Genomic DNA, 22,483 nt, shown 5'->3' with positions numbered 1-22,483 from the left:
ATCGCACTCTTTAGAAAAAGCGAAACGCACACGTCAAGAGCGCAAAGCACGGAATCACGCAAATGGGGGGGATCCGAAATGCGTACCAGCCTGAACCAGACTCGTCTTGCGATCGTCCACGCGATGCGGACGGCGTAGTGCACCAAACTATCGACGTGGCGAACGCAGGTCATGGCCAATCTGAGATTAAGGCGGCAGACAGTTGCGGTCTAGCCAGCACTCATGGCTGGGGGCAGGGGTCTGGGTGCCCAATCCGCTTTGTCCGAGCGAAAACTTTCGGCTCCAAAGAACAGACAGATGGCAGATTTGACAGCCACGTTGAGCTGGCAGGCCGACATTCGTAATCCGAAATTCGATGCAGGGGTTCACGGTAATGAAATATAGAAGCATTTTATTCGCTGCGCTTTTTGCGACGCTATTCGGCTGCGGCAGTGACAGGGATAGTCTCCCGTTGGCGCCAGCTTCCAACGGAGTCGTCAGCATAGGCGGGGATGCCATTGTGGGACAAACCCTGTCGGCTTCGGCATCGGACCCCGAAGGTATTCAAGCGGGCAGCGAAAGTTATCAGTGGTACTCAAACGGTGCCCTCATTCCGGGTGCAACATCATCTACTTATACGGTAACGCCAGGCGAGGGTGGTGCGTCAGTCTCCGTGGTCGTTCGCTTCACTGACGTCTCCGGTCTTCGCGAGACGGTCGAATCTACACCTGTTGTGATTCAAGCCGCTTTTAACCTTCAAGCGCGCTACGTTCACGGCCTGGTAGATGGAGCGCTTTGTGAAATCACCTCCATCGATGCCGCCGGAGTCGCCGGGAGCACCGCATTGAGTACGGGTACAACCAGCAATGGTATTGTGAACTTCGGTGAGCTGGTGCCCGTTGATGGACCGGCGTTGATTACCTGCACCGGCGGGACCTATGTTGATGAGGCGACGGGTCTCGTGCTCGATGCACCTGTCACCCGTGCAGTTGTCAATGTGGCAGGCGACGCTACCTTCACCGTTTCGCCCTTGACAGAAATTGCAACCCAGTTTGCTGAAGCAGCGGGCGATCTGAATACGGCCATCTCTACCTATAACGCAGCCATTGGCGCCAACTTCGGCATTTCTGGCGACATTACCAACATCGAGCCGACGAATTTAACGACAGCCGCTGCCAGCAATGATGATGCTGGAATTTACGCTACAGCGTTGGCGCTGATTTCTCAGGTGGATGCCAGCGACGCCGCAGCGTCTGCGGCCGACATAATCAACAATTTCAGCGCCGATATGGCCGATGGTGAATTGTCTCAGTCCCTGCTGGATGCCTTTAATGCCGCAGTCGCAGATCTGGGCACTTCTGCGGTGGCCGGCAACTTGAACAGCGACGCTCTTACCATCGTGCAGGATGCCGTCAATAATGTACCGGAACCCGCCGTTTTCGACGGCTTGAGCGCTACGATTCCCAATGACCAAACAACACCCCTCACCGGCAACGTCACTGTTACCGACGTCAATTTTGGTGAAGACAGGGTCATTGCACAGACCGATGTCCAAACCACCTACGGGGCATTCAGCATCGACCCAAACGGGGCCTGGACCTATGTTCTCGATACTGCCGATGAAACGGTAGCCGGCCTGGCCGTTGGTGAATCCATCAACGATACAATCGCGATCTCCTCGGTCGACGGAACAGCCGCCAACTTAGTCGTGCGAATTACCGCTCTTACCCAGGTTGCCCAGATAACCAACACTATTAACGGCGATACGGGTGAACTTAGGCTGGAGCTGGATCCGCACATGATGCAGGGACGGCTCGCATTTTCGTTCCTCAAGACTGGCGCTCTTGCTGATGATGGGAATGAGAAGGATGCCTACATTACGCTGTACGGCTCTTCAGGCAGCGTTGCCGAATCTCTGGTTGACCTGCGCATCCAAGAGAACCGGTTTCTGGTCCGTAACACAGATGATCCAGCCTACCCAGGCGATATCATCGAAGCGCCATTCACACCCAACGAGTGGTATGCCATCGAGATCGCGTGGGACGTAACACAGCCCGACCAGATCACAATCTTCATCAATGGCGAAGCTTTGGGTGGCGGTCCATTCTCAACTGCGGCCGTTGTAGACCCCGACTTCACAACGCTCGATGCATGGTTCGGCGAGGGGGTTGAAACTGTTCAGTGGCGATTCGGCGACAACGGCACAACCATTCCGTTTGGTTCTTACTACGTAGACGATGTCGTTCTCTCTTCCGACGCTGCAGGAACAATGCCGGTATATGAGGATGATTTCGAGGACTACGCGGTAGGGGATTCGTTTGTTGGGTCCGCGACTTATCCCGGTTCAATCGACGCCGCGGTGTCGGTCTATGATACCGGCGCCCAAGCAGAAAATACGCCCGCCGCGTTCTTCAATCTTGTGGGCGCTCTCAATAGCGATAGCACCATGGTCTTGATGGACATGGTAACGGTCATTGATCCGGATCCGGATGAAGACCTGATTGTCGAGCAAGTGGCGACAACAACCGAATATGGCACGTTCTCGATTCTGCCTTCCGGTACGTGGGAATACACCCTCGACACAACGAACCCGACTATTGCCGCAATGGTGCAGGGCGACAGAGTCACGGATACCGTTCAGATATCGTCGCTTGACGGCACCACAGCCGAACTGGTGATCACCATCAACGGTGTTGGCGGCGAGCCGACTGGAGGTGATAACAACGTTGCAGTCATTGTCGATACCGATCCTGGCGATACAGGCGAGTTGAGATACGCGTTGGACGCCGATGGACCGCTTGCGGCAGGGCGAGTTGAACTGAAGATCAAGCGACTGGACGACACCTTGGGGGATGGAGATGCGTTCATCACTTTGTTTAACGAAAACACAAATAACGATGGTGCCATTCTGGACTTCCGCATTCGCGATGACAGTTTTGGTGTCAGAAGCCCGGATACGATCGACACATCTGCGCTGCCGCATACGCTCGATGAGTTTATGGATGTGCGGATTACCTGGGAGTATCCGAACGGATCCACGTCGGTGAATCCGGAAGTGACGATCTCGGTTGATGGTGTCAGTCTTCCGCCATTTACTCCGGACAATAGCTCCGTCGGCGGTGTGACACATATTGCGGTCCGCTTTGGTGACAACAGTGGTGTCAGTGAAAACACGGGGAAAGTGAGCGTTGATGATCTGGCGGTTTACGCCGACAAGGCCGGCTTCATTGAAGTCTTCTCTGATGACTTCGAGTCCTACCTGGATGGCGATTCGCTTGATACAGACAACGCGGCCTCCCCTTACAACTCAAGTACATCTGAAGCCACTGTGGAAACCATTCCCGGTTCGAGCCGTCCCGGCACTCCCGGCAACAAGGTTGCCGAAATCATCGATACTGACCCAGGTGATACGGGTGAGTTGAGATACGCGCTGGGTGCTGATGGTCCGCTGGCGGCTGGTCGGCTGGAAGTTGCGGTGAAAAGGCTCGACGACACGCTGGGCGATGGTGATGCCTTCATTACCTTGTATAACGAGAACACCAACAACGATGGCGCCATTCTCGACTTTCGTATTCGGGATGACAGTTTCGGTGTGAGAAGCCCCAGCTCGATCGATACGTCAGCGCTGCCCCATACGCTGGACGCATTCATGGACGTGCTAATCACCTGGGAGTATCCGGGTGGCGACACGACGATGCTTCCGGATGTCACGATCTCGGTGGATGGTGTCAGTCTTGCTACCTATACGCTCGACAACAATGCCTTCAACGGAGTAACACACGTTGCGTTCCGCTTTGGTGACAATGGTGCGGTGATTGCTGCGACGGGAATATTCAGTGTTGACGAAGTAGCAATCTACTCCGATACAGATGGCATGACCCGAGTGTTCGCCGATGACTTCGAGTCCTATCTGGAGGGTGATTCGCTCGACACGGATAACGCTGCGTCTCCGTATCATTCCAATACGTCCGAGGCGACAGTTGGGGTTGAAGACGGTGGTACAGACACGGGCGGCCCTGGCACCCCAGGCAACAAGGTTGCGGAGATCATCGACACCGACTCTGGTGATACCGGCGAGCTGAGATACGCGCTGGGTACTGATGGCCCGCTCGCTGCAGGTCGACTTGAAGTTGCGGTCAAAAGGCTGGATGACACGCTGGGGGACGGTGATGCCTTCATTACCTTGTTCAATGAAGACACCAACAACGATGGCGCGATTCTCGACTTCCGCATCCGGGATGACAGTTTCGGTGTGAGAAGCCCCGGCACGATCGATACGTCCGCGTTGCCCCATACGCTGGATGCGTTCATGGATGTGCTGATTACCTGGGAGTATCCGGGAGGTGACACGACGATGCTTCCGGATGTCACGATCTCGGTGGATGGTGTCAGTCTTGCTACCTACACGCTCGACAACAATGCCTTTAACGGAGTAACACACGTTGCCTTCCGGTTCGGTGACAATGGTGCGGTGATTCCTGCGACGGGAATATTCAGTGTTGATGAAATAGCGGTTTACTCGGATACGGCGGGTACCACCGAAATCTTCTCTGATGACTTCGAGTCTTACCTGGAGGGTGATTCGCTGGATACCGACAACGCTGCTTCGCCTTATCACTCAAATACATCCGAGGCGACAGTGGGAGTGGAGAACTAAGATGCTTACAAAAACACTTAATGAGTCCATTCAAAATCGAACATTTGACGTGAGATTACCCATGTTTAAGTCCAAGCAGATCGCATCCTCTGATCGTTCACTGAAACGTACTAACGTGAGTGCAATATGGATAGCAAGTCTGGCACTGGTCACAAGCTCGGTGGTCTCTGCTCAGGAGCCCGATGAACCCGATGAACTGAGCCAGGCAGTTGAGGAGATCGTCGTTACCGGGACGAGAGCGACTGTGCAAAGCTCGATCGAGCTTAAACGTAATTCCGTACAAATTGTGGATGGCTTGTCCGCCGATGAAATAGGCGACATTCCGGCGCTGTCGATAGGTGCTGCACTCGAGACGATTACCGGCGCGACGTCGCACCGAGAAAACGGCGGGGCAACTGAACTCTCCGTGAGGGGCCTGGGGCCGTTTCTGGGTACGACGGTGGTCAATGGCCGCGAAGCGACGAACGGTAGTGGTAACCGCGCGGTAAATTTCAGTATTTTCCCTTCCGAGATGTTCAACTCGATTGCGATTCATAAATCGCAGTCTGCTGAATATATTGAGGGCGCCGTCAGTGGCCAGGTACACCTGGATACCAAGAAACCGTTGGTCTATGGGAAGCGCTTGCTACAGACCAACATAAAGCTCGCGCACAGTCCCGATGAAGCCAACATCACCGGTGGGCAGGATTTCGGCTCACGCGCGACGGTTGCCTATATCGATCAGTTCGATTTCGACAGTGGCACCCGTCTGGGTGTATCACTCGGTATACAGGTCAGAGACGAGTCAAACCCGGAGCAGGAATATTTCACAACGTCGGGCGGCGGCCGCCTGGAAGCCTGTGAGCTGAGCTCATTTGATTCCAATGCTCAGCCAACCGATATGAGCGACAGCGGCCGCTGTCATGACAGCGCTGCCGGCGTCAGCAATGACGAGATCCAGGCTTTGATTGACTCCAATCCGAACTACAATTCCGTCAGCGACATTCCTTTCGCTTATATTCCGCGGGATCATCGTTACCGTCAGAACACGACGAGTGATGAACGGGAGGCCTTCTTTGGCAGCGTCCAGTTGCAACCCAATGACCGGCTGGATGTCACGGTGGATTTTCAGTATTCCGAACGTGACCAGCGGGAGCTTCGCAAGGACATGCAATTCGGGACCACGCAGGAATTCGTATCCGAGCTGGTTTCCAATCCGTCGACGGGTATCGTCTCTTCTTCCATATCCGAGACTGATATCAATTCATTTACGACGGACTTTGGGCGCCTTGAAGAATACAGCGGATACGGCATCAATCTCGACTACAGCCTGACTGACAATCTGAGTTTGCGTCTTGACTACGCTGCTTCCGAGACGAATCGAATCGAGACGGATGTAGAGCTTCGGCTGGGCGCGACGCACAACAATCTTGTCGGCAGCAACCGTGATGACTTCCCAGTACATCTTGACGTGAACCACGGCGATTCCGGCCCTGCAATCGCCACGATTCTGGACAATGGTGGCAACGGTTTCGAAATTACCGACCCAAGTTACTTCAACGCCTGGGACCGTGCGCGCCTTCAGGCACGACAAATTACACGTGACAACAAGTTGGATGCCTTCCGCGCGGATCTTGTATGGTCGCGAGATTCGGGTGCGATCCACACCGTGAAAGCGGGCCTGCGATCTTCCAGCCAGGAGTATCTGGCGCTGGGTGGGTTGCGGAACGCTCCTGGCGAAAGTCTGTTTGAGGACGAGGATCTGCAAACACCGGATGGCGTTGCAGACAATGGCGTGACAGACGCGATCCTGGCCAACGTGCTGGCGTGCGCTGACCAAAGCTTCCCGGAATCCGGCTTCCTGTCAAATGTCAGGGATGCTGAACTCGTAACCAACGCCAGCAGTGGTACAGCGGTGAGCGAATACGCAACGTTCAACTTCGAATGTGCTGCCAATGCGTGGTTGGCAAATTACGGTGGCCTGGCCGGAATACAGTACCAGAACGGTCTTACTATCGGGACTAACGACGTAACCGAAGATACGCTGGCGTTCTACGTTCAGGCGGATTTTTTCAAGGAGTTCGCAGGCTATCCGGTACGAGGTAACTTTGGTGTTCGTGTTGTCGATACCGATATCACTTCCGTTGGCTACCGGGGGCCTATCACTGTAGAGGAAGTCCTCGGGGCAGGGTTCGTTGTTACGGAAGGTGACCCTGATGATGAGGGCTATGAAACCGACACGCAGAAGAGCAGCTATCAGGAAGTTCTCCCCAGCTTGACGGTCATTGTAGATTTGGATGAGGACCTCATTCTGAGAAGCGGACTCTTCAGAGGCATGTCTCGGCCGGATCCTGATGCTTACGGCAACGGACGTACCATCCAGGATAACGACGAGGGAAACGCCTACTCTTCGCTGACGGAAGCCGTCAATGGAATCGGTGCTGCCGGCAATCCTTATCTCAAGCCAATTCTGTCGACTAATTTTGATCTCGGCCTGGAGTGGTATCCGAATGCAGATACGATGATTGCTGGTCTGATCTACTGGAAGGAATTCAATGGTGCGTTTGAGAACGTTGCCCAGGCCGAGACATTCAATCTTGACGGCAACGAGGTTCAGGGTTTCGTCGAAACCACGCAGATAAGCAATCAAAAAAGCACAATACAAGGTTTCGAGCTGAGCTTGTCACACTCGTTCGACTACTTGCCGGGGTTCTTGAGTGGGTTCGGCGGAAAATTCAGCTACAACTATGCTGACTCCGATTTCGAGTTCGAAGATCAGCACGGCGGTGATGGTGTAACCATCGCGGTAAATTCGGTTACTGGGGAGGCCACTGAGACTCCGCTGATCGGGATTCTGCCCCCTGCCAACCTCTTCGGATTGTCCAAACACGTCACAGCCACGCAATTGTACTGGGGCAACAGAAAGTGGAATTTCCAGCTGCTCCATAAGTTGCGAACCGGCTATTTTCAGCAGTTCGGACGAGATACAGACGGCCGGATTCGCTATACGAATACCAATCAAAGGCTGGATCTGAAAGTGCGTTACAAGTTGTTGGATAACGTTCAACTGGATCTTGAGGCGAAGAACATAACGGATGAACCGCGTATCGACTACCGGGCAGTTTATGGCAACACCTATCAGGCTCTCTCCTATGGGCCGCGCGTTTTCCTCGGCGTAAAGGTCTCGTTCTAGATGACGGTTTCCTGAGGTATTAGTCCGGCATGCGTCGGCGCTGTCCTGTACCAAGGAGGGAACGGCAGTATCGATTGTTCCGTGTGGTTAGTTGAGAGGATGGTTCTATGCGTTTTCTATCAGTTGGCATGGCGCTAACTATTCTGTGTTCGACGGCGGCTTACGCGGAGTATCCCGCCGACAAATTCGACCTTGGGTTCTGGAAACTTACGCTGCCCCTGGATGAGAACAACGATGGCAAGGTCGACGAAGTCAAAGTCGGATCCATGCACGAGTATGCTCATCCGGACTTCTTCTATCTTGACCAGAATGGTTACCTGGTGTTCGCTGCCCCCAACAAGGCGCAGACCACCGCAGGCTCCACCAACACCCGAAGTGAGTTACGCCAGATGCTGCGTGGCAAGAACACCAGGATTGGTACTCATGACCCGCTTAATAATTTCGCACTGAAAGCGCATCGCGGTTCCAGATCGTTTGCCGATGTGGGTGGCCAGCTGGAAGCCACGCTGAGAGTCCTGCATGTCGCCAGAACAGCCAAGCACGCGAACAAGAAACCCGCGTACTCGGTGGTTGTGGGGCAGATTCATGCGCTCAAGGATCAAGGTGTAATCAGCAAGGGCGAAGGCTTCGGGTGGGGCAACGAGCCTCTCAAGATTTATTACAAGAAATGGCCCGGCCACGACACCGGTTCGGTGTTCTGGACATATGAACGAAATCTGGAGAGCACCGATCCGGACAGAACAGACATCGCCTATCCCGTCTGGGGCAATACCTGGGAAAACCCTGAAGACCCCGGTGAAAAGGGCATAGCGCTGGGTCAGGTGTTCAACTACAACATCAACGTGCACGGCAATATCATGTACCTCACGTTCAGGACGGCCGATCCGTCACAGACAGTCAGGTACGAGATCGACCTGTCCAACAATGTCGATGCCTATGGAAAGGTTGATCAGAAGGACAACCCGCAAGGCTACTCGGGTGATGCGATGTATTTCAAAGCGGGTGCCTATAACCAGTGCAGCACGAAAGATGACTCGGCAATGTGGTACCCCGCTTGTGCTGGAACGGGAGACTGGGCAACAGACAAAGCCAACGGCGACTACACTGCTGTGGCGTTCGGTCGGATACTAATGACCGGTTCAGTGGATCCTGAGAAATAGCCTTGGCAAAAGTGAGCGGGTTTGTCGGCGAGCCGACCAAGTTCCATCCAGGGACGTGAACAGGAATTATCAGAGATGAAGTATCGCGCCAGTTTGCTCGCCGGGCTGCTTGCTGTCACAGGATGTGGAGGCGGCGGCTCGTCAGGCTCAAACGGCAGCAGCGCCCCGCCATCTACACCGGTACCGCCTGTGCCGAATCTGTCCTGCGCGGGGAATCACCTTATTAACATCATTGCTGCCACCGACAACGGTCAGAGCCCTGCAGGCAACGGGCCGGACCGGGCTGTCGATGACGACCTGGGCCCTGCTTCACGTTGGGAAACCTCCGGTGATGCGATGACCATCACCTTCGACCTGGGGGCGCGATACCTGGTCAGGGAAGTTGGAATCGCCTGGTTCGAGGGCGATCAGCGCGTGGCTTCTTTCAACGTTTTCGCATCGCTCGATGGAACCAACTTCGATTCTGTTCTGGCAGACCAACAGTCGTCCGGCGAAACGCTGAGTATCGAGCGGTATGAAACACCCGACACGCCAGCACAGTACATTCGAATTGAGAACTACGGTAATTCCCTGAATGCAGACAATGCAATCGTAGAAGGTACCGCTTTTGGTTGCGCTCTGGATACGCCAACTGCCGTTTTCGAACCTGGTAATGTGGTGGCATCCGACTTTGCACTTAACGCAACTCAACCACCAGGATCAAACTTTGAGCTGATCAGCTGGAAGCTCGATACACCGGCCGATCTCAACGGTGATGGTCTCTCTGATACCGCAAGTGAAACGGATTTGGCGAACGGCTTTACAGACGGATATTTCTTCACCGGTTCGGACGGCGGCATGGTGTTTCGCTCCACCATCGGTGGCGCCAGAACATCCGCTAACACGAGCTATACGCGCTCGGAGTTGCGGGAAATGCTGCGCCGGGGCAATACCAGTATCAGTACGCGCGGGGTGAACCGAAACAACTGGCTACTGGGGTATCAGCCGGATCCGGGATTGCCAGTGGGAGGGCGTAACGGTGTGTTGCGTGGCACGCTGGCCGTTAACCACGTTACTGAAACGGGTAATCGCAACCAGGTTGGTCGGGTCATCATCGGGCAAATTCATGCGCAGGACGATGAGCCTGCGCGTTTGTATTATCGCAAGTTCCCTGAGAACGAGCGCGGATTCATCTATCTGGCGCATGAGATTCGGGATGCGGACGATATCTACTTTCCGATCGTTGGTCCTGCTAACAGCAATCTGGGCAGTGCACCTTCTGATGATGCCAATCCGGAGAACGGAATTGCCCTCAATGAGATTTTCTCCTACGAGATCACTCAGCGAGGTGCCCGGATTGATGTGATTCTAAGGCGCGGGGACAGCACCGGACCCATCATTGGCCACAATTACGTGGATATGCGGCAACGGAACAGCGGCTATGACGTTCCGGACGAGTGGATGTACTTCAAGGCCGGAGCCTATTCACAGAACAACTCCGGAGACGAAACTGACTATGATCAGGTTACGTTTTACGAGCTTGAGAATTCTCACGGTACCTAGGAACAGTTCCTGTTCCGGGGTCGGTGTGATTGAAACCATTTGCTAGTACCCTATTGGGAGAACGTAGTATGCAACGCCGGGCAGCAACCAGAACGAAACCGAGCGTGATAGTCAGGCCTGAGATACCGAGTAGCTTTTCGGCGTCTGATCAGGTGTTATCGGATCGTCTTATTGATGCGCGTCTTGACGCACGCATCATGCAAGACGCTCCTGGTCAATTGCCAACAAGCATCGATCAGGCCTACGGCATCCAGTTCGCGTCGATTGCACAGTGGCCGGATGACGTGGCTGGATGGAAAGTCGCAAGACTGCCGCCTCACGATCGCGGCAAGTTTCCGGTGGAGCGTCTGGCTGGACCGGTCTTTGCGAATACAGTTCACGAAGTGGAGGTCGGTGCACAGTCAGTGGGCGAGATATACGCAGGCGGCTTTGCGGTGATAGAGGCTGAGTTCGTGCTGAAACTCGGAAGGACGATTTCCCCCAGCAACAGGGAATGGTCCGATCACGACATTCTTGAGCACCTTGCTGGCGTGTACGGCGGTGCGGAGATCGCCAGTAGTCCGCTGCCATCAGTTATAGAGTTGGGCTGCATGGCAATCATACCGGACCTCGGTATCAACACCGGCGTCGTTGTTGGGCCGGAGATCAGGGGTTTCGAATCGTTACCAGCAGATGCACTGGCTGTCCGTGTATCTGTCGATGGCGAAGTCGTTGGTGAAGCGCGACCAGGCCCGATCGATGAGGCTCCTTTCGATGCGGTGCGATTCCTGGTTGCACACTGCGGCAGGCACGGAATCGAGTTACCCGCCGGAAGCCTCATTTCAACCGGACTACTTACCGGAGCGCACGAGGTGACCGTTGGGTCGGTCGCACGTATCGACTACGGTTCATTCGGCTGGTTCGAAGTGGGATTTGAGGCCGCCCCGTGCAGGGAGCGGCGTCGATAATGAGCGAATTCCTTCAGACCCGAAGAAAGCAAATCGAAATTTTCTTAGGACATTCACTGCCCTCGACGTCGAACGAATCAGGATTCAGTAACCAGGTGGTTTAACGAGAAGCGGCGGCGGCTTTCCAGCGCACGGCGCCGAGCGAGCTCTATCTGTTCGGATTCATCGGCGGCAATGAGTTTGTTCAGCAGACGTGAAAAATGCGCGTGCATCGCTCTGCGGGCAGCATCTGCGTCACGACGTTTCAGTGCATCGAAAATTTCCTGATGTTCCTGTACCCGGCGCTGCCCGTCGGTGTCACAGACTGCCTGGTATGCCTTGTGAATTGACGGTGAGTTGTCACGGAGTTGCCACAGGTTGTCAATCATCGAGGCGAGCATCTTGTTCTGGGTTGCCCTCGAAATGATGTGATGGAATTTCTGATCAGCGAGTTCCGAGATCAGCTTGCCGTCCACCGATTCATCGGCCATTTCATGCAGCGCTTTCTCGAGTTCGTCGAGTTGTTCATCGCTGATCATCGTAGCGGCCAGTGCAGCAGCTTCTCCTTCGACGAGCGCACGCGCTTCCGTCAGTTCGAACGGGCTCGCACCCGGATCACCACCATTTATTCCCGATGCGGTCTCCAGCACGTAAACACCGGATCCGGTCTTGACCTTCACCTGTCCCAACGCTTCCATTGCAATAATTGCTTCGCGAACAGTGGGCCGGCTGACGTTGAAGCGCTCCGCAAGCTCCCGTTCTGGCGGCAGCCGCCCTCCGGGAGGATACTCGCCGCTTCGGACCAACTCCTGCAGTTTCTTCTGAACCCCTTGGTACAAGCGTCTGTCGCCGGACATGCGTAATCACTCCTTATGACCAATCGGTCTGCCGATAGCCTTTTTTCGCCGATAGTGTACCGCACAGGCAAATTTTGGTCACCGGCTTTGTGTACCAGCGCCGAAGACCTCTCAAACCAACAAGATCGGGCTAAACTGGGCGCTACTACTGAGCTTCCGAGTGCGCTTGCGGTGCCTGAATGGCTCGTGATGCGGCAGTGTTCTGATAGATGTATCCGACCAATTTTCGAAAGTTTTAATTTTTTTGGTAATAACGTATACTTTGCCAAAAGCTGTGGCCATGACCACACTTTGTTCAACAACAGAGACTCGGGGGAGGGGGAAGTGAACCGATTCGACGATGTGACCGTGACCGGTCGTCAACTTCACGTGGTGATTCGGCGTGCGTCCTGACGCAAGGGGTGCCGGCTGTGCGTATGCGGCATCGACAGTCTCTCGACGTAGCTCATTCCAGGTTCTCGGGCAATCTGCTATCGCCCAAACTGTCTTGACCAGTTCACACTCAGGGGTGCGCGAACAATGAGGACAAAAAGCCTTCGCTGGACGATTGTGATTCTTGTTGCGGTTGCGACGGTCATTAACTACATCGATCGGGGTGCGCTGGGATTCCTCTGGCCGGAAATTTCCGAAGACCTTGGCCTCACCAAAACCGATTACGCCATCATTCTGAATGTCTTTACGTTCGCCTACGCGTTTGGCCAGACACTGTTTGGCAAAATCTTTGACTGGATCGGAACGCGTATCGCGTTCGTGTTGTGTATTGGTGTCTGGTCGCTGGCGACCATGTTGCACGCCGTTGCATCCAGCCTCTCCACCTTCATCGTCTTTCGTGGCCTGCTGGGTATCTCAGAAGCGGGCAATTGGCCGGGCGCGACCAAGGCCAATGCCGAATGGTTTCCGATCAAGGAGCGGGCATTCGCACAAGGCATTTTCAATTCCGGTGCAGCGATCGGCGGAATAGTTTCCGCGCCAGTTGTTGCCTACCTGTTTGTGTTTCTCGAAAGCTGGCAAGCCACGTTTATTGCGATCGGTGCACTCGGCTTTCTCTGGCTGGTGCCGTGGCTGATTATCTATAAATCCGGGCCCGCAACACACCCATGGGTGTCGGAGGTCGAGCGGCAGTACATTCTGGCCGGGCAACGCAATACCGAAACCAACGAAGTGGCAAGTTACGCACCGGGTTCTGCCGAAATTCTGTCTCGCAAGGAGAGCTGGGGCGTGATTATGGCCTCGTTTTTCCTCGATCCGATCTGGTGGTTGTTTGTCGGCTGGTTGCCCCTGTATCTCTCAGAGACCTACGGCTTTGGCGTCGCAGAGATAGGCCGCTATGCATGGGTGCCCTACGTTGGCGCCATGTTTGGCGCCTGGTTCGGTGGGCTGCTGGCGCAAAACAGGATCAATGCGGGCTGGACGGTCAACAAGGGACGAAAGTTTGTCATCAGTCTTGGGGGCGTGATCATGCTGGTCTCGCTGTTGCTGACCGCAAAAGCCGCCACACCGGTCATTGCGGTCCTGCTGATGGCAGTGATTCTTTTCGGCTTTCAAACGGCCGTCGGCAACATCCAGACATTGCCCAGCGATTTCTACAGCGGAAACTCCGTCGGTACGCTCGCTGGCTACGCAGGTACTGCCGCTAAGCTGGCTGTTGTCGGGCTGAATTTCCTGATCCCCGTCATTACCGTGAACAGCTACGCGCCCGCCTTCGCGGTCGGGGCGGGGCTCGCAGTGATGACGGTGCTATCGGTGTGGTTCCTGTGTGGGCACATCCAGCCGCTCAAGCCACGTCCAGCGGGTGCCGCAAGTCGGCTTCAATAACAGGGGCTGTGTAATCAAAGAGGGCATTGCGCCCGCACAGTATTTTCTAAAGAGAACAACCTCGTGCCAGGCGCCGCCTTCTTGACGGTGTGCTGGCAGCAACACACAACAAAATATTCTGGAGTCAAATATGACCAAACCCATCGTTGGATTCATCGGCCTGGGCCTGATGGGCGGCAACATGGTTGAATGCTTGCAGAACAACGGATTCAAGCCCGTTGTAATGGACCTGAACAAAGACGCCGTCGCGGCCGTAGTTGCCCGTGGGGCCACTGAGGCGCGGACACCTGCCGAACTGGCGGCAGCCAGTGACATCATCATGCTTTGTCTGACCACCACCGCTGTTGTCGAGAAGCTGGTCTATGCCGATGACGGCATTCTGGCCGGTGTCAGGGAAGGCGCCGTGCTGATTGATTTTGGTACGTCGATTCCCGCATCAACGCGCAAAATCGGGGCCGATCTCGCCCGGAAAGGCGCAGGTATGATTGACGCTCCGCTCGGACGCACGCCAGCTCATGCGAAAGACGGGTTGTTGAATATCATGGCCGCTGGCAAAAAGGAAACCTTCGAGAAGGTCAAGCCGGTTCTCGACGTATTGGGCGAGAATATCTTTTACCTGGGTGCACTCGGCGCCGGCCATACGACCAAGCTGGTTAACAACTTTGTGGGCATGACCACCGTCTGTGCCATGTCGCAGGCTTTTGCCGTTGCCGATCGTGCCGGTGTCGATCGCCAGCAACTCTGGGAGATCATGTCGACAGGCCCGTCCAGCTCGCCTTTCATGAAATTTTGCAAACACTACGCTGTGGATGGCGTCAGCGACCTCGGCTTTTCAATCGCTAACGCCAACAAGGATCTGGGTTACTTTGTCAATATGGTTGAAGACCTGGGCATGCGATCACAGATTGCCGAAGGCACGTCATCCAATCTCAATGCGGCCGTCGATGCTGGCATGAGTGACGGCAACGTTCCCGAGATCCTGGACTACTACCTGACCTGACGTATCGCAGGAAGCCAGGCCGTTGTGCGAGCGCAGGCCCGCAATGTACCGGACGACACCTACCGTTGCGGTGTGCTCGCTCGCTCCAGCTAATCCGGTCGATAATCGTTCTCGTGACTGGTGCCGGGCCGTGCTCCCAGGTTAAAGGCGGGTATGGAGCTGGTGTCCCCGACGATCGTGCGCGAACACCGCTGTCCCGTGGTAAGAATCGGTGATCACGACATTGCGCAGAGTTACCGTTTCGATGGCTGCAGGACACACGATGGTCGTTGCCGTCAATCAAGCGGACGACGAGTGTGCCGAAGCAAGCATCCTCAAACGCGCAAGTACTGCGATCGGCAACGATTGGTCCCATTCGCAGCAAACCGAATGATTCGACCGGCTTTGCTCTAGCTTACCGCTTCCAGGCCCAGTCCATGCGGAACAGGCTGGCCTAGCCGATCTACTGCCACAAAGACCAGCTTCTTGATGTCGATGAGTACTTTCTTGCTGTCTTTGTTGCGAACCTGGCAAGTGACCGTTATCGAGGACTTTCCAAGATTCGCCACACTCAGGCCGAACTCCACGATGTCATCCTGCACGGCGGCCGATACGAAGTTTACTTCCGAAATGTGTCGCGTAACGATGTGTGGCGTTCGAAGTTGGCACTTTGCGAATATGTACGCTTCTTCGTCTACCCAACTCAACAATGTTCCTCCGAACAACCGATTGACGCTATTGAGGTGTTCGGGTCGCACCATGCGACGTCCGTAGAACTTTATTCTGTCCTGCATCCTTAATGTCCTATTGGAAAGCCCGCTGCAGGTCATTCCAACTCTTGAAGTAATGAAGGGAGCGGCATCATGCCGCTCCCTTTAGCGCAACCTACTTTGCCATTGCCCCTGAATCCGGTTTCCGGGGGGGGTGGAACCCAACTCCGGGAGCACTGTCATTTCGGAACTTTCGAATGCACCGAGATGCGCCTGCAAACAAGGTTGCAACCATCGTGCCAACGCCGAGAAATCGGTGCAGGCGGCGCGAATACTTGCTGCACGGGTCCGTCGTGCACGCTTTCAGGAGGTATGACGAACCAAGGTGATGCAACCCTTCTCCGTCATTGCATCGCTACGGTGCAGGCGTTCGCAGTTTGATGTCTATTTATTGTAGTAAGCGTTGCGAGAATTACTGCCACCGAGCGCCAACAACAGAGTATCCACACCGTCAGAATCCGGACAGCTCACTCGGCTGTTGCGAGTTATCGAGCCTAATGCCGGGCGGTACGCTAACCACGCCGATACACTCTCGAAAAAAACTGAAAAAGCCTCAGCGCGTATCGTCACACTCACCCGCAGACATGTCCGTCGCCTGAAGCAGGTACCCGCCGACTCGCCCCGAGTCGTTGTTCACTTCCAGGAAGTAGCGTCCCGATGTTGCGATATCAACAACGAGTGTCGCGCTGGCATCCTCGGCGGTAACGCTATCGACGAGATCGCCCGTTTCCGTGTACAGCGAAACTCTGGGCCTTGTTGCTGCGGTGTAGCCTTGGTCTTCGCCGGCAATTTCGAATGTATAGGACCGGTCGTCCAGCAGCTCGATGTTGTACCAGTCCAAATCGGCTGCCCGGCTGATCGACTGGTGTACCTCGGCACAAAAACCGATGTAGGCCCACGAATCCCTGTTGCCGGCCGGGTCACCAACGCTGTTGTGCACGGTGTAGGGCAGAGCATTCGTTCCATTGGAGCTGACCGTCAGGTAATAGTTGCCACTGTGCGTGGTTGTCATGGCCACTCGTTGTACGCCATCTGTCCATACCTCGCCGGTTGCCACGACATCGCCGTTGTCATCGACCACCGAAACCGTCGGGTATTCAAACAGTCCATTCAGCACGAAAGCGCCATCGACGAAAAACGTGCGTCGTTCGCCGCCGAACGCTGAAATAAATCGGAACCAGTCGGAGTCTCCGGCGTTCTCGAGCATACCGTGGGAGGGAACCATCGATTCGGCCCGACCAATCGTCGCTGCATCCCCGGCAAGGTCATCGTCAGGCGTAGCGTCCTGCCGTTCCACGACAGTCAGTTGGTAATGGCCACTCTGCTGCGGTTCCGGTGCAGCCGCAGTCAGGAAGTAGTAACCCGAACGCGCCAGTGAGAACGACACCCGGTGTGTGTGTTCGCAGCCGGGGTTGCAGGCAAGAACTTCATTCTGTTTGGAGCCCCAAACGGCATCGCCACGCGAGTCCCGAAGGCCGATGAACGCATTCTCAATGTCGGTAATCGATGTTGTGATCGAGGCTTCGTACGGTACGTTCGCCGTCAAATACACTTTAAACCAGTCACCGGCATCACGGCCGTTGTTGATCTGGCCGTTAACCGCTTCACCGACTTCTATCCCTGCAAACGTGCTGGTGTCGCTCGGAACATCACCGCCAACAGACTCGATCCGGTATCCGCCAGTCTGGCCGCCTTGTGATTCGATGCCGATTCGTAGTGAATGATCACCGGTAGCAACATGTTGAAGCGTGGCGACCCCGCCTGTCGGTGCGGTGTAGGCGACGATCTGGCCATCGACCCACAACTGGACGAGAAAGTCGTCGAGTTGTTCGCCTTTGGCGTCCTGTTCGGGGTAGACGTTGATGATTGTCGTTTCCGTCGCATAGGCATTCATCGTGAACCAGTCGGAATCGGCGGTGGTCTCGATGCTGCCATGGACAGCCGAGCCGCCAATGGCAATGGAGGCGTCTTGTCGTGTGCTCGTGTTGTCGTCCAGCTCTTCGATCATCAGGTTGTAGCCGCAGCCAAAGCTCGGCAGGTTTTCACACAGAACGACGAGCTTGTCGTCGAGCACATAGACTTCGCTCCACAAGTAGAAGTTGTATTCGTCAGTGACTTTCGGCTCGAACACATGACCAACCAGGCGCTCCACTCCGGTTTGATTGGTATGGCATGCCCAGAAATTGCCCCAGACCCAGTCCTCGTAGTAGATGCACAGATCATCGTATAGCGGTACCGAGTAAGAATCGGTTACGACGGATTGCGGGTACTCCGACCAGATCAACGGTGGAATTACATCGTTCTCACGGTCCATGAAATATTCGAAGCTGATCAGGTATCTCACCCCGGCCCGTAAACGTGCCGAAACAAGGTGGCCTTGCTTTTCGCCGTCGATCCGGGTGGACGACGGTATGCCGTCGACCCGTATGAGCTGGCCGAAATCAGCTTCCTGAATCGTTGTGGTGTGAGTTATCCGGTCGATGCCGCCATAGAGTTCATACTCCACGGCATACGGGCCGTCTGCCATCGTTGCGGCCAAAGGTACCGGTGTTGCAGCCGGGTCATTGTGAGCGGAAACCTGATCGACCCGCAGCGCCACTTCCGAACGCGTTTGTTCGCCGCTTGAGTTTTCGGTGACGTAGTAAAAGCCATCCTCGCCCACAAAATCACCAGGTGATGTATAGAGAATCGTAGTGCCGTCGATGGCGATATCGCTGCCGACCCGGCTTCGCGATACAGAGACCAGTTGCTCACCTGGCCGGTCGTTGTCGAGCACCCTCAACACGCTCGGCATACCGCTGAGTATGCCGACGAATACGTCATCGGTCGGTTCGATCACGGGCGGCGGTGGTGGTGGAATCGTGCCGCCGCCGACGCCACTGTTTCCGCCCCCTCCGCCGCAGGCCCCCAGCAGAACGAGGGCCAGCCCAGACAGCAGCCGACGGACGAGGGCAGGAGGAGCGCTGTGATCGATGGGTTTCATGACGATCGCCTAAAAATAGTGGTCCTGTCTTCAAAGGCGCAAAAGCGGCGTTGCTGTTCGGCAATGGCTGGAAGCCTTCCACCGAGCCGGGTGGCGCGAAAAAATTCCGGGCTTTCAAAATATTCTGTGGCGGGTTGGTGGGACGTTGCGCTGGCTGCGACTCTTGTCAGCACACGGTCAATGCGGACGGGCGGACGATGACCACCTTGCTGTGCTTTCGCACGTTGCGAGCCGCTGTTTCAAACCTCCTCGCATCGCGAGCGGCGTGTCCCTTCGTCAATGAGCTGGGTTCTTCGGCTCCTGAGTTTGGTAGTTGTCATGCGCGAGACGTTCGACTGGCGGTGCCCAGGCATCTCGTGCGTGGTTGCCGTGGCCTCTCACGTAGCGAGCGGTGTGGTCTTTGCCGTCACTGAGTCGGGATCTGCTCAACTGCGCGTTTAGCGGCTGCCCCGTGCGCGATGCGCGGCCAGCCGTGCATCTGCATCCTGCGTATGACTGTTTTGATTTCCCCGCGTGGCGAGCAACGTGTCTCGTGCGTCAAGCAGGGTGCCCTCAGCACCGGCAAGTCCCAGCGCGCTCTCGCAGCTTCCCAGCAGGCTTTGTGCGACCGCAATTTCCCAGTGCCCGGCGGGCAGTATCGCCTTCCGAACTGATACAGCTTCCTGCAGCAACGGCAATGCCTCGCTCGCTTTACCGTTGCGGGTCAGCAGGTCGCCGTAAGCAATGAGTACTCTGGCCAGTCGCGGATCGTTAGTCAGCAGAATCTTGCGGTAACGATCGAGGATATCCTGGTACAACGATCGCGCAGCCTCGGTGTCGCCGGTGTCATCGCGCAGCAAGGCGTCGACGAACGCAATGCGAACGCGCACAGGGTGTTCCGCCTCCAGACTGGCCTCGGCTGATTCCCGCGCCTGCAATAAACGAGCGGCTGCTTCCTCTGGCAACCCCATGTCGCGCAACAACTCAGTGAGATCCAACAGTGTCATCATCCGCGCCGTATGGTTCTCGCCCAGCACCCGTGTGCGATCTTCAAGGGATATTTCGAAGGCCGTCTTCGCTGCCGGGTAGTCCTCGATTAGGCGCAGGTAGATCGCGAAGATGTTTCGGCTGGAGATCGTCGCGGGGTGATCAGCGCCGAGCACGTCGGTGCGAATCCGTGTTGCTTCAACCAGTAATTCGCGGGCTTCCGCAAACTCGCCGAGCCGCAATAACGTAAGCCCAAGGTTGGAAAGATTCGTTGCCGTTTCCGGGTGTTGCGTGCCAAAACGTTGTCGATTCGCTGCCAGCGCTTCACGGTAAAGCGCGATGACCTCCGCGTAGTTTCCCTGGGTTATCAAAACCCCGGCAAGGTTGTTCTTGTCCATCGCGACGTAGGGATGGTCTTCTCCAAGTGCTTTGAGATCAATGGCCAAACCACGGCGGTACAGGGCTTCGGCCTCGGCATACTCGCCCTTTTCCTGCAGGATGGTGCCGAGCGTATTCAGGTCGGCGGCAACGCCTGGGTGGTCCTCGCCATAGATGTAAGTCGTTAATGCCAGACCCTCACGCATATTCTGTTCCGCGGCATCCCACTGGCCGCTGTCCATCAGTGCAAACGTCAGGTGGTTCATCGCCGCCGGAACCTCGGGGTGGTACGCGCCGGCCGTCTCGCGAAGCATGGCGATCGATGCTCGCAAGACTGACTCAGCCTTGTTGAACTCCGCCATGTTGGTTAGCAGCCAGCCGTAGCCGTGCATCGTCGTTGCTTTCTCAAGGCTCGGCTGTGGGGACAGGCGTTCGTGCATGGCGAGCGCGTCATCGTAATAGTCGCGTGCTTCGTCCTGTCTGCCCTGTTCGTAAACCGCGTTGGCCAGTCCAGTGAGCAGCATCGCCGCATTCAGACTGTCGTTGCCGTGCAGTTTTCGACTGAGATTCAGTGCCTCACGGTAAAGCGTCTCTGACTTTTGGAAGTTGCCTGTCGATGTGTTCAGCGCTGCAATCTTCGTCCCGGTTTGCAGAACTTCGTCATGCTCCGCACCAAAGAGTGATACGCGGGTGCGCAACGCACTGTCGAGCAGAGCTTGTGACTGGTCGTACAACCCGAGCCCCATGTAGGCCCCGCCCATGACATCCTGCATTGCGGCACGGATCGCGCCCTGATCGGCCAACTCCTGTTCGATGCGTAACGCGCCTTGGTCAAGCAACGCCCGGGCCGTCACGCGTTCGCCTTGTGCCTGGTCGGGGTCTGGCATACTGAAAAGACTCAGCAGAAAATCGGAAACCTGTGCCGACTTTTGGGCTTCCAGCTGCGCGAGATTCCGTTGTTCGGTCACTTTGAGGCTGTAATAGGTCGGCAGCCCGACGATCAGCAGAAGAATCAGCGCCGTGGCCGCCACACCCCAGCGATTGCGCCGCACGAATTTGCCGGTTCGATAAACGAGCGATTCCGGACGCGCTGAAACCGGCTTGTCCGACAAGTAGTTCGCAATGTCGTCCGACAGTGCCCGGGCGGATGGGTAGCGTCGCCCGGGGTCCTTCTGCAACGTCATCATCACAATGTTGTCGAGATCACCGGAGAGCAGTTTGGTCAGACGACTGACTGACGTTCGCCGCGATGCAACGATCATGGGTGCCGTGTTTTCCGGATCGCCGTCCAGCGTGATGACGGTGCTCGGACGACTGGGCTCGGTATCGCAGATGGCCTTGGCGATGGCCGCCATGTTGGTCGCCCGTTGCAGGTACGGCCGGCGTCCGCTCAGCAGTAGGTAGAGGAGAATGCCCAGCGAATAAATGTCCGTGGCGGTGGTGATCGGCTCGCCCCGGACCTGTTCGGGGCTGGCGAACTCCGGCGTCATCAAAGCGTTGCCCTCAAGGGTTGGGGCAACGGCGTACTTGAGCGCATTGTTGTCGATGAATCTGGCGATGCCGAAATCCAGTAACTTCGGTTCACCGGCCGCGTCGACAAGAATGTTCGACGGCTTGATGTCGCGGTGCACGATCAGGTTGCGGTGCGCATACTCAACCGCGTCGGCAATTTTGCGGAATAGCTTGAGTCGGTCGGGAACGGACAACCGGTGCTCATCGCAATAGCGGTCCACCGGAATGCCATCAACGTACTCCATGACCAGGTAGGGCGCACCGGCGTCAGTCTCGCCGCCATCAAGCAGTCTCGCGATGTTGGGGTGATTCATGTTCGCCAGGGTCTGGCGTTCCATCCGGAAACGTTGCACCAGCGCCTCGTCGCCAAGATTGGCGTGCAGCAGCTTGATGGCCACCTGGTGATCGAACCGGTCGTCGTCACGCTCGGCACGATAGACATTGCCCATGCCGCCGGTGCCGATCAGCTCGATCAGTTTGTAGTTTCCTACCCGCTGTTCAAGTCTGGCTTCCGCTTTTGCGGCTACGGTATCCCGCGCTGCGTCGTGGACGATGTCACCGAGGTATTCGTCAGCGGTTTCGGATTGCAGCAACCTCGAAACCGCTTTTAGCAAGTCCGTGTCGTTGCCGCACTGCTCGTGCAAAAAGTCGATTCGCGACTCAGGCGGCAGTGCTCGCGCGGCCCTGAACAATACCTTGACCTTTTGCCAGTGTGATTTGTCGTCGCTGCTCAATATCCGGTACTCAGCAATAGCGCCTTACTCATGCAGCGCCGATTGCACGTTGG

12 protein-coding genes are annotated in these 22,483 nt (G+C 55.9%); 8 read left to right on the top strand and 4 right to left on the bottom strand.

The window, feature by feature from the left end; genetic code table 11:
• Positions 1-373: 373 nt before the first annotated feature.
• The 5 genes from AC0L8N_RS08640 (at position 374) to AC0L8N_RS08620 (ending at position 11,457) form a co-directional block, all read left to right on the top strand.
• Positions 374-4,636, top strand: coding sequence for a VCBS domain-containing protein (locus AC0L8N_RS08640; RefSeq protein ID WP_473667228.1), 4,263 nt, complete (start codon positions 374-376; stop codon positions 4,634-4,636).
• 61 nt (positions 4,637-4,697) lie between these two features.
• Positions 4,698-7,808, top strand: coding sequence for a TonB-dependent receptor (locus tag AC0L8N_RS08635; protein WP_473667227.1), 3,111 nt, complete (start codon positions 4,698-4,700; stop codon positions 7,806-7,808).
• Positions 7,809-7,936: 128 nt separating this feature from the next.
• Complete coding sequence (locus AC0L8N_RS08630) at positions 7,937-8,968, top strand: polysaccharide lyase family 7 protein (RefSeq protein WP_473670101.1); 1,032 nt, start codon at positions 7,937-7,939, stop codon at positions 8,966-8,968.
• A 75-nt stretch (positions 8,969-9,043) separates the two neighbouring features.
• A complete protein-coding gene (locus AC0L8N_RS08625) occupies positions 9,044-10,510 on the top strand; it encodes a polysaccharide lyase family 7 protein (RefSeq protein ID WP_473667226.1) in 1,467 nt (488 codons plus the stop codon).
• Positions 10,511-10,578: 68 nt separating this feature from the next.
• Positions 10,579-11,457: a 2-keto-4-pentenoate hydratase gene (locus tag AC0L8N_RS08620; RefSeq protein WP_473667224.1), complete on the top strand. Its 879-nt coding sequence runs from the start codon at positions 10,579-10,581 to the stop codon at positions 11,455-11,457.
• Between the two features lie 77 nt (positions 11,458-11,534).
• Here AC0L8N_RS08620 and AC0L8N_RS08615 read toward each other — a convergent pair whose 3' ends face one another.
• On the bottom strand, positions 11,535-12,293 hold the full coding sequence (locus tag AC0L8N_RS08615; protein WP_473667223.1) for a FadR/GntR family transcriptional regulator: 759 nt from the start codon (positions 12,291-12,293) through the stop codon (positions 11,535-11,537).
• A gap of 519 nt (positions 12,294-12,812) precedes the next feature.
• On the opposite strand from AC0L8N_RS08615, the gene AC0L8N_RS08610 reads away from it, so the two are divergent.
• From AC0L8N_RS08610 to AC0L8N_RS08600, 3 genes are all read left to right on the top strand, one after another.
• Positions 12,813-14,108, top strand: coding sequence for an MFS transporter (locus AC0L8N_RS08610; protein WP_473667222.1), 1,296 nt, complete (start codon positions 12,813-12,815; stop codon positions 14,106-14,108).
• A 118-nt stretch (positions 14,109-14,226) separates the two neighbouring features.
• The gene (locus AC0L8N_RS08605; RefSeq protein ID WP_473670099.1) at positions 14,227-15,108 is read left to right on the top strand and encodes an NAD(P)-dependent oxidoreductase; all 882 of its coding nucleotides are present in this window, start codon (positions 14,227-14,229) and stop codon (positions 15,106-15,108) included.
• A gap of 223 nt (positions 15,109-15,331) precedes the next feature.
• Positions 15,332-15,481: a hypothetical protein gene (locus AC0L8N_RS08600; protein WP_473667221.1), complete on the top strand. Its 150-nt coding sequence runs from the start codon at positions 15,332-15,334 to the stop codon at positions 15,479-15,481.
• A gap of 16 nt (positions 15,482-15,497) precedes the next feature.
• On the opposite strand, the gene AC0L8N_RS08595 is transcribed toward AC0L8N_RS08600, so the two are convergent.
• The 3 genes from AC0L8N_RS08595 to AC0L8N_RS08585 all read right to left on the bottom strand — a co-directional run bounded on the left by AC0L8N_RS08595 (position 15,498) and on the right by AC0L8N_RS08585 (position 22,430).
• On the bottom strand, positions 15,498-15,869 hold the full coding sequence (locus AC0L8N_RS08595; protein WP_473670097.1) for an acyl-CoA thioesterase: 372 nt from the start codon (positions 15,867-15,869) through the stop codon (positions 15,498-15,500).
• Positions 15,870-16,410: 541 nt separating this feature from the next.
• On the bottom strand, positions 16,411-18,840 hold the full coding sequence (locus AC0L8N_RS08590; RefSeq protein WP_473667220.1) for a hypothetical protein: 2,430 nt from the start codon (positions 18,838-18,840) through the stop codon (positions 16,411-16,413).
• 437 nt (positions 18,841-19,277) lie between these two features.
• A complete protein-coding gene (locus AC0L8N_RS08585; RefSeq protein ID WP_473667218.1) occupies positions 19,278-22,430 on the bottom strand; it encodes a tetratricopeptide repeat protein in 3,153 nt (1,050 codons plus the stop codon).
• Positions 22,431-22,483 lie beyond the last annotated feature (53 nt).

The sequence above is a fragment of the Woeseia sp. D3-10 genome, assembly GCF_055809415.1.
The sequence above is the reverse complement of the archived record's forward strand: the minus strand, read 5'-3'. Positions and strand labels throughout refer to the sequence as shown.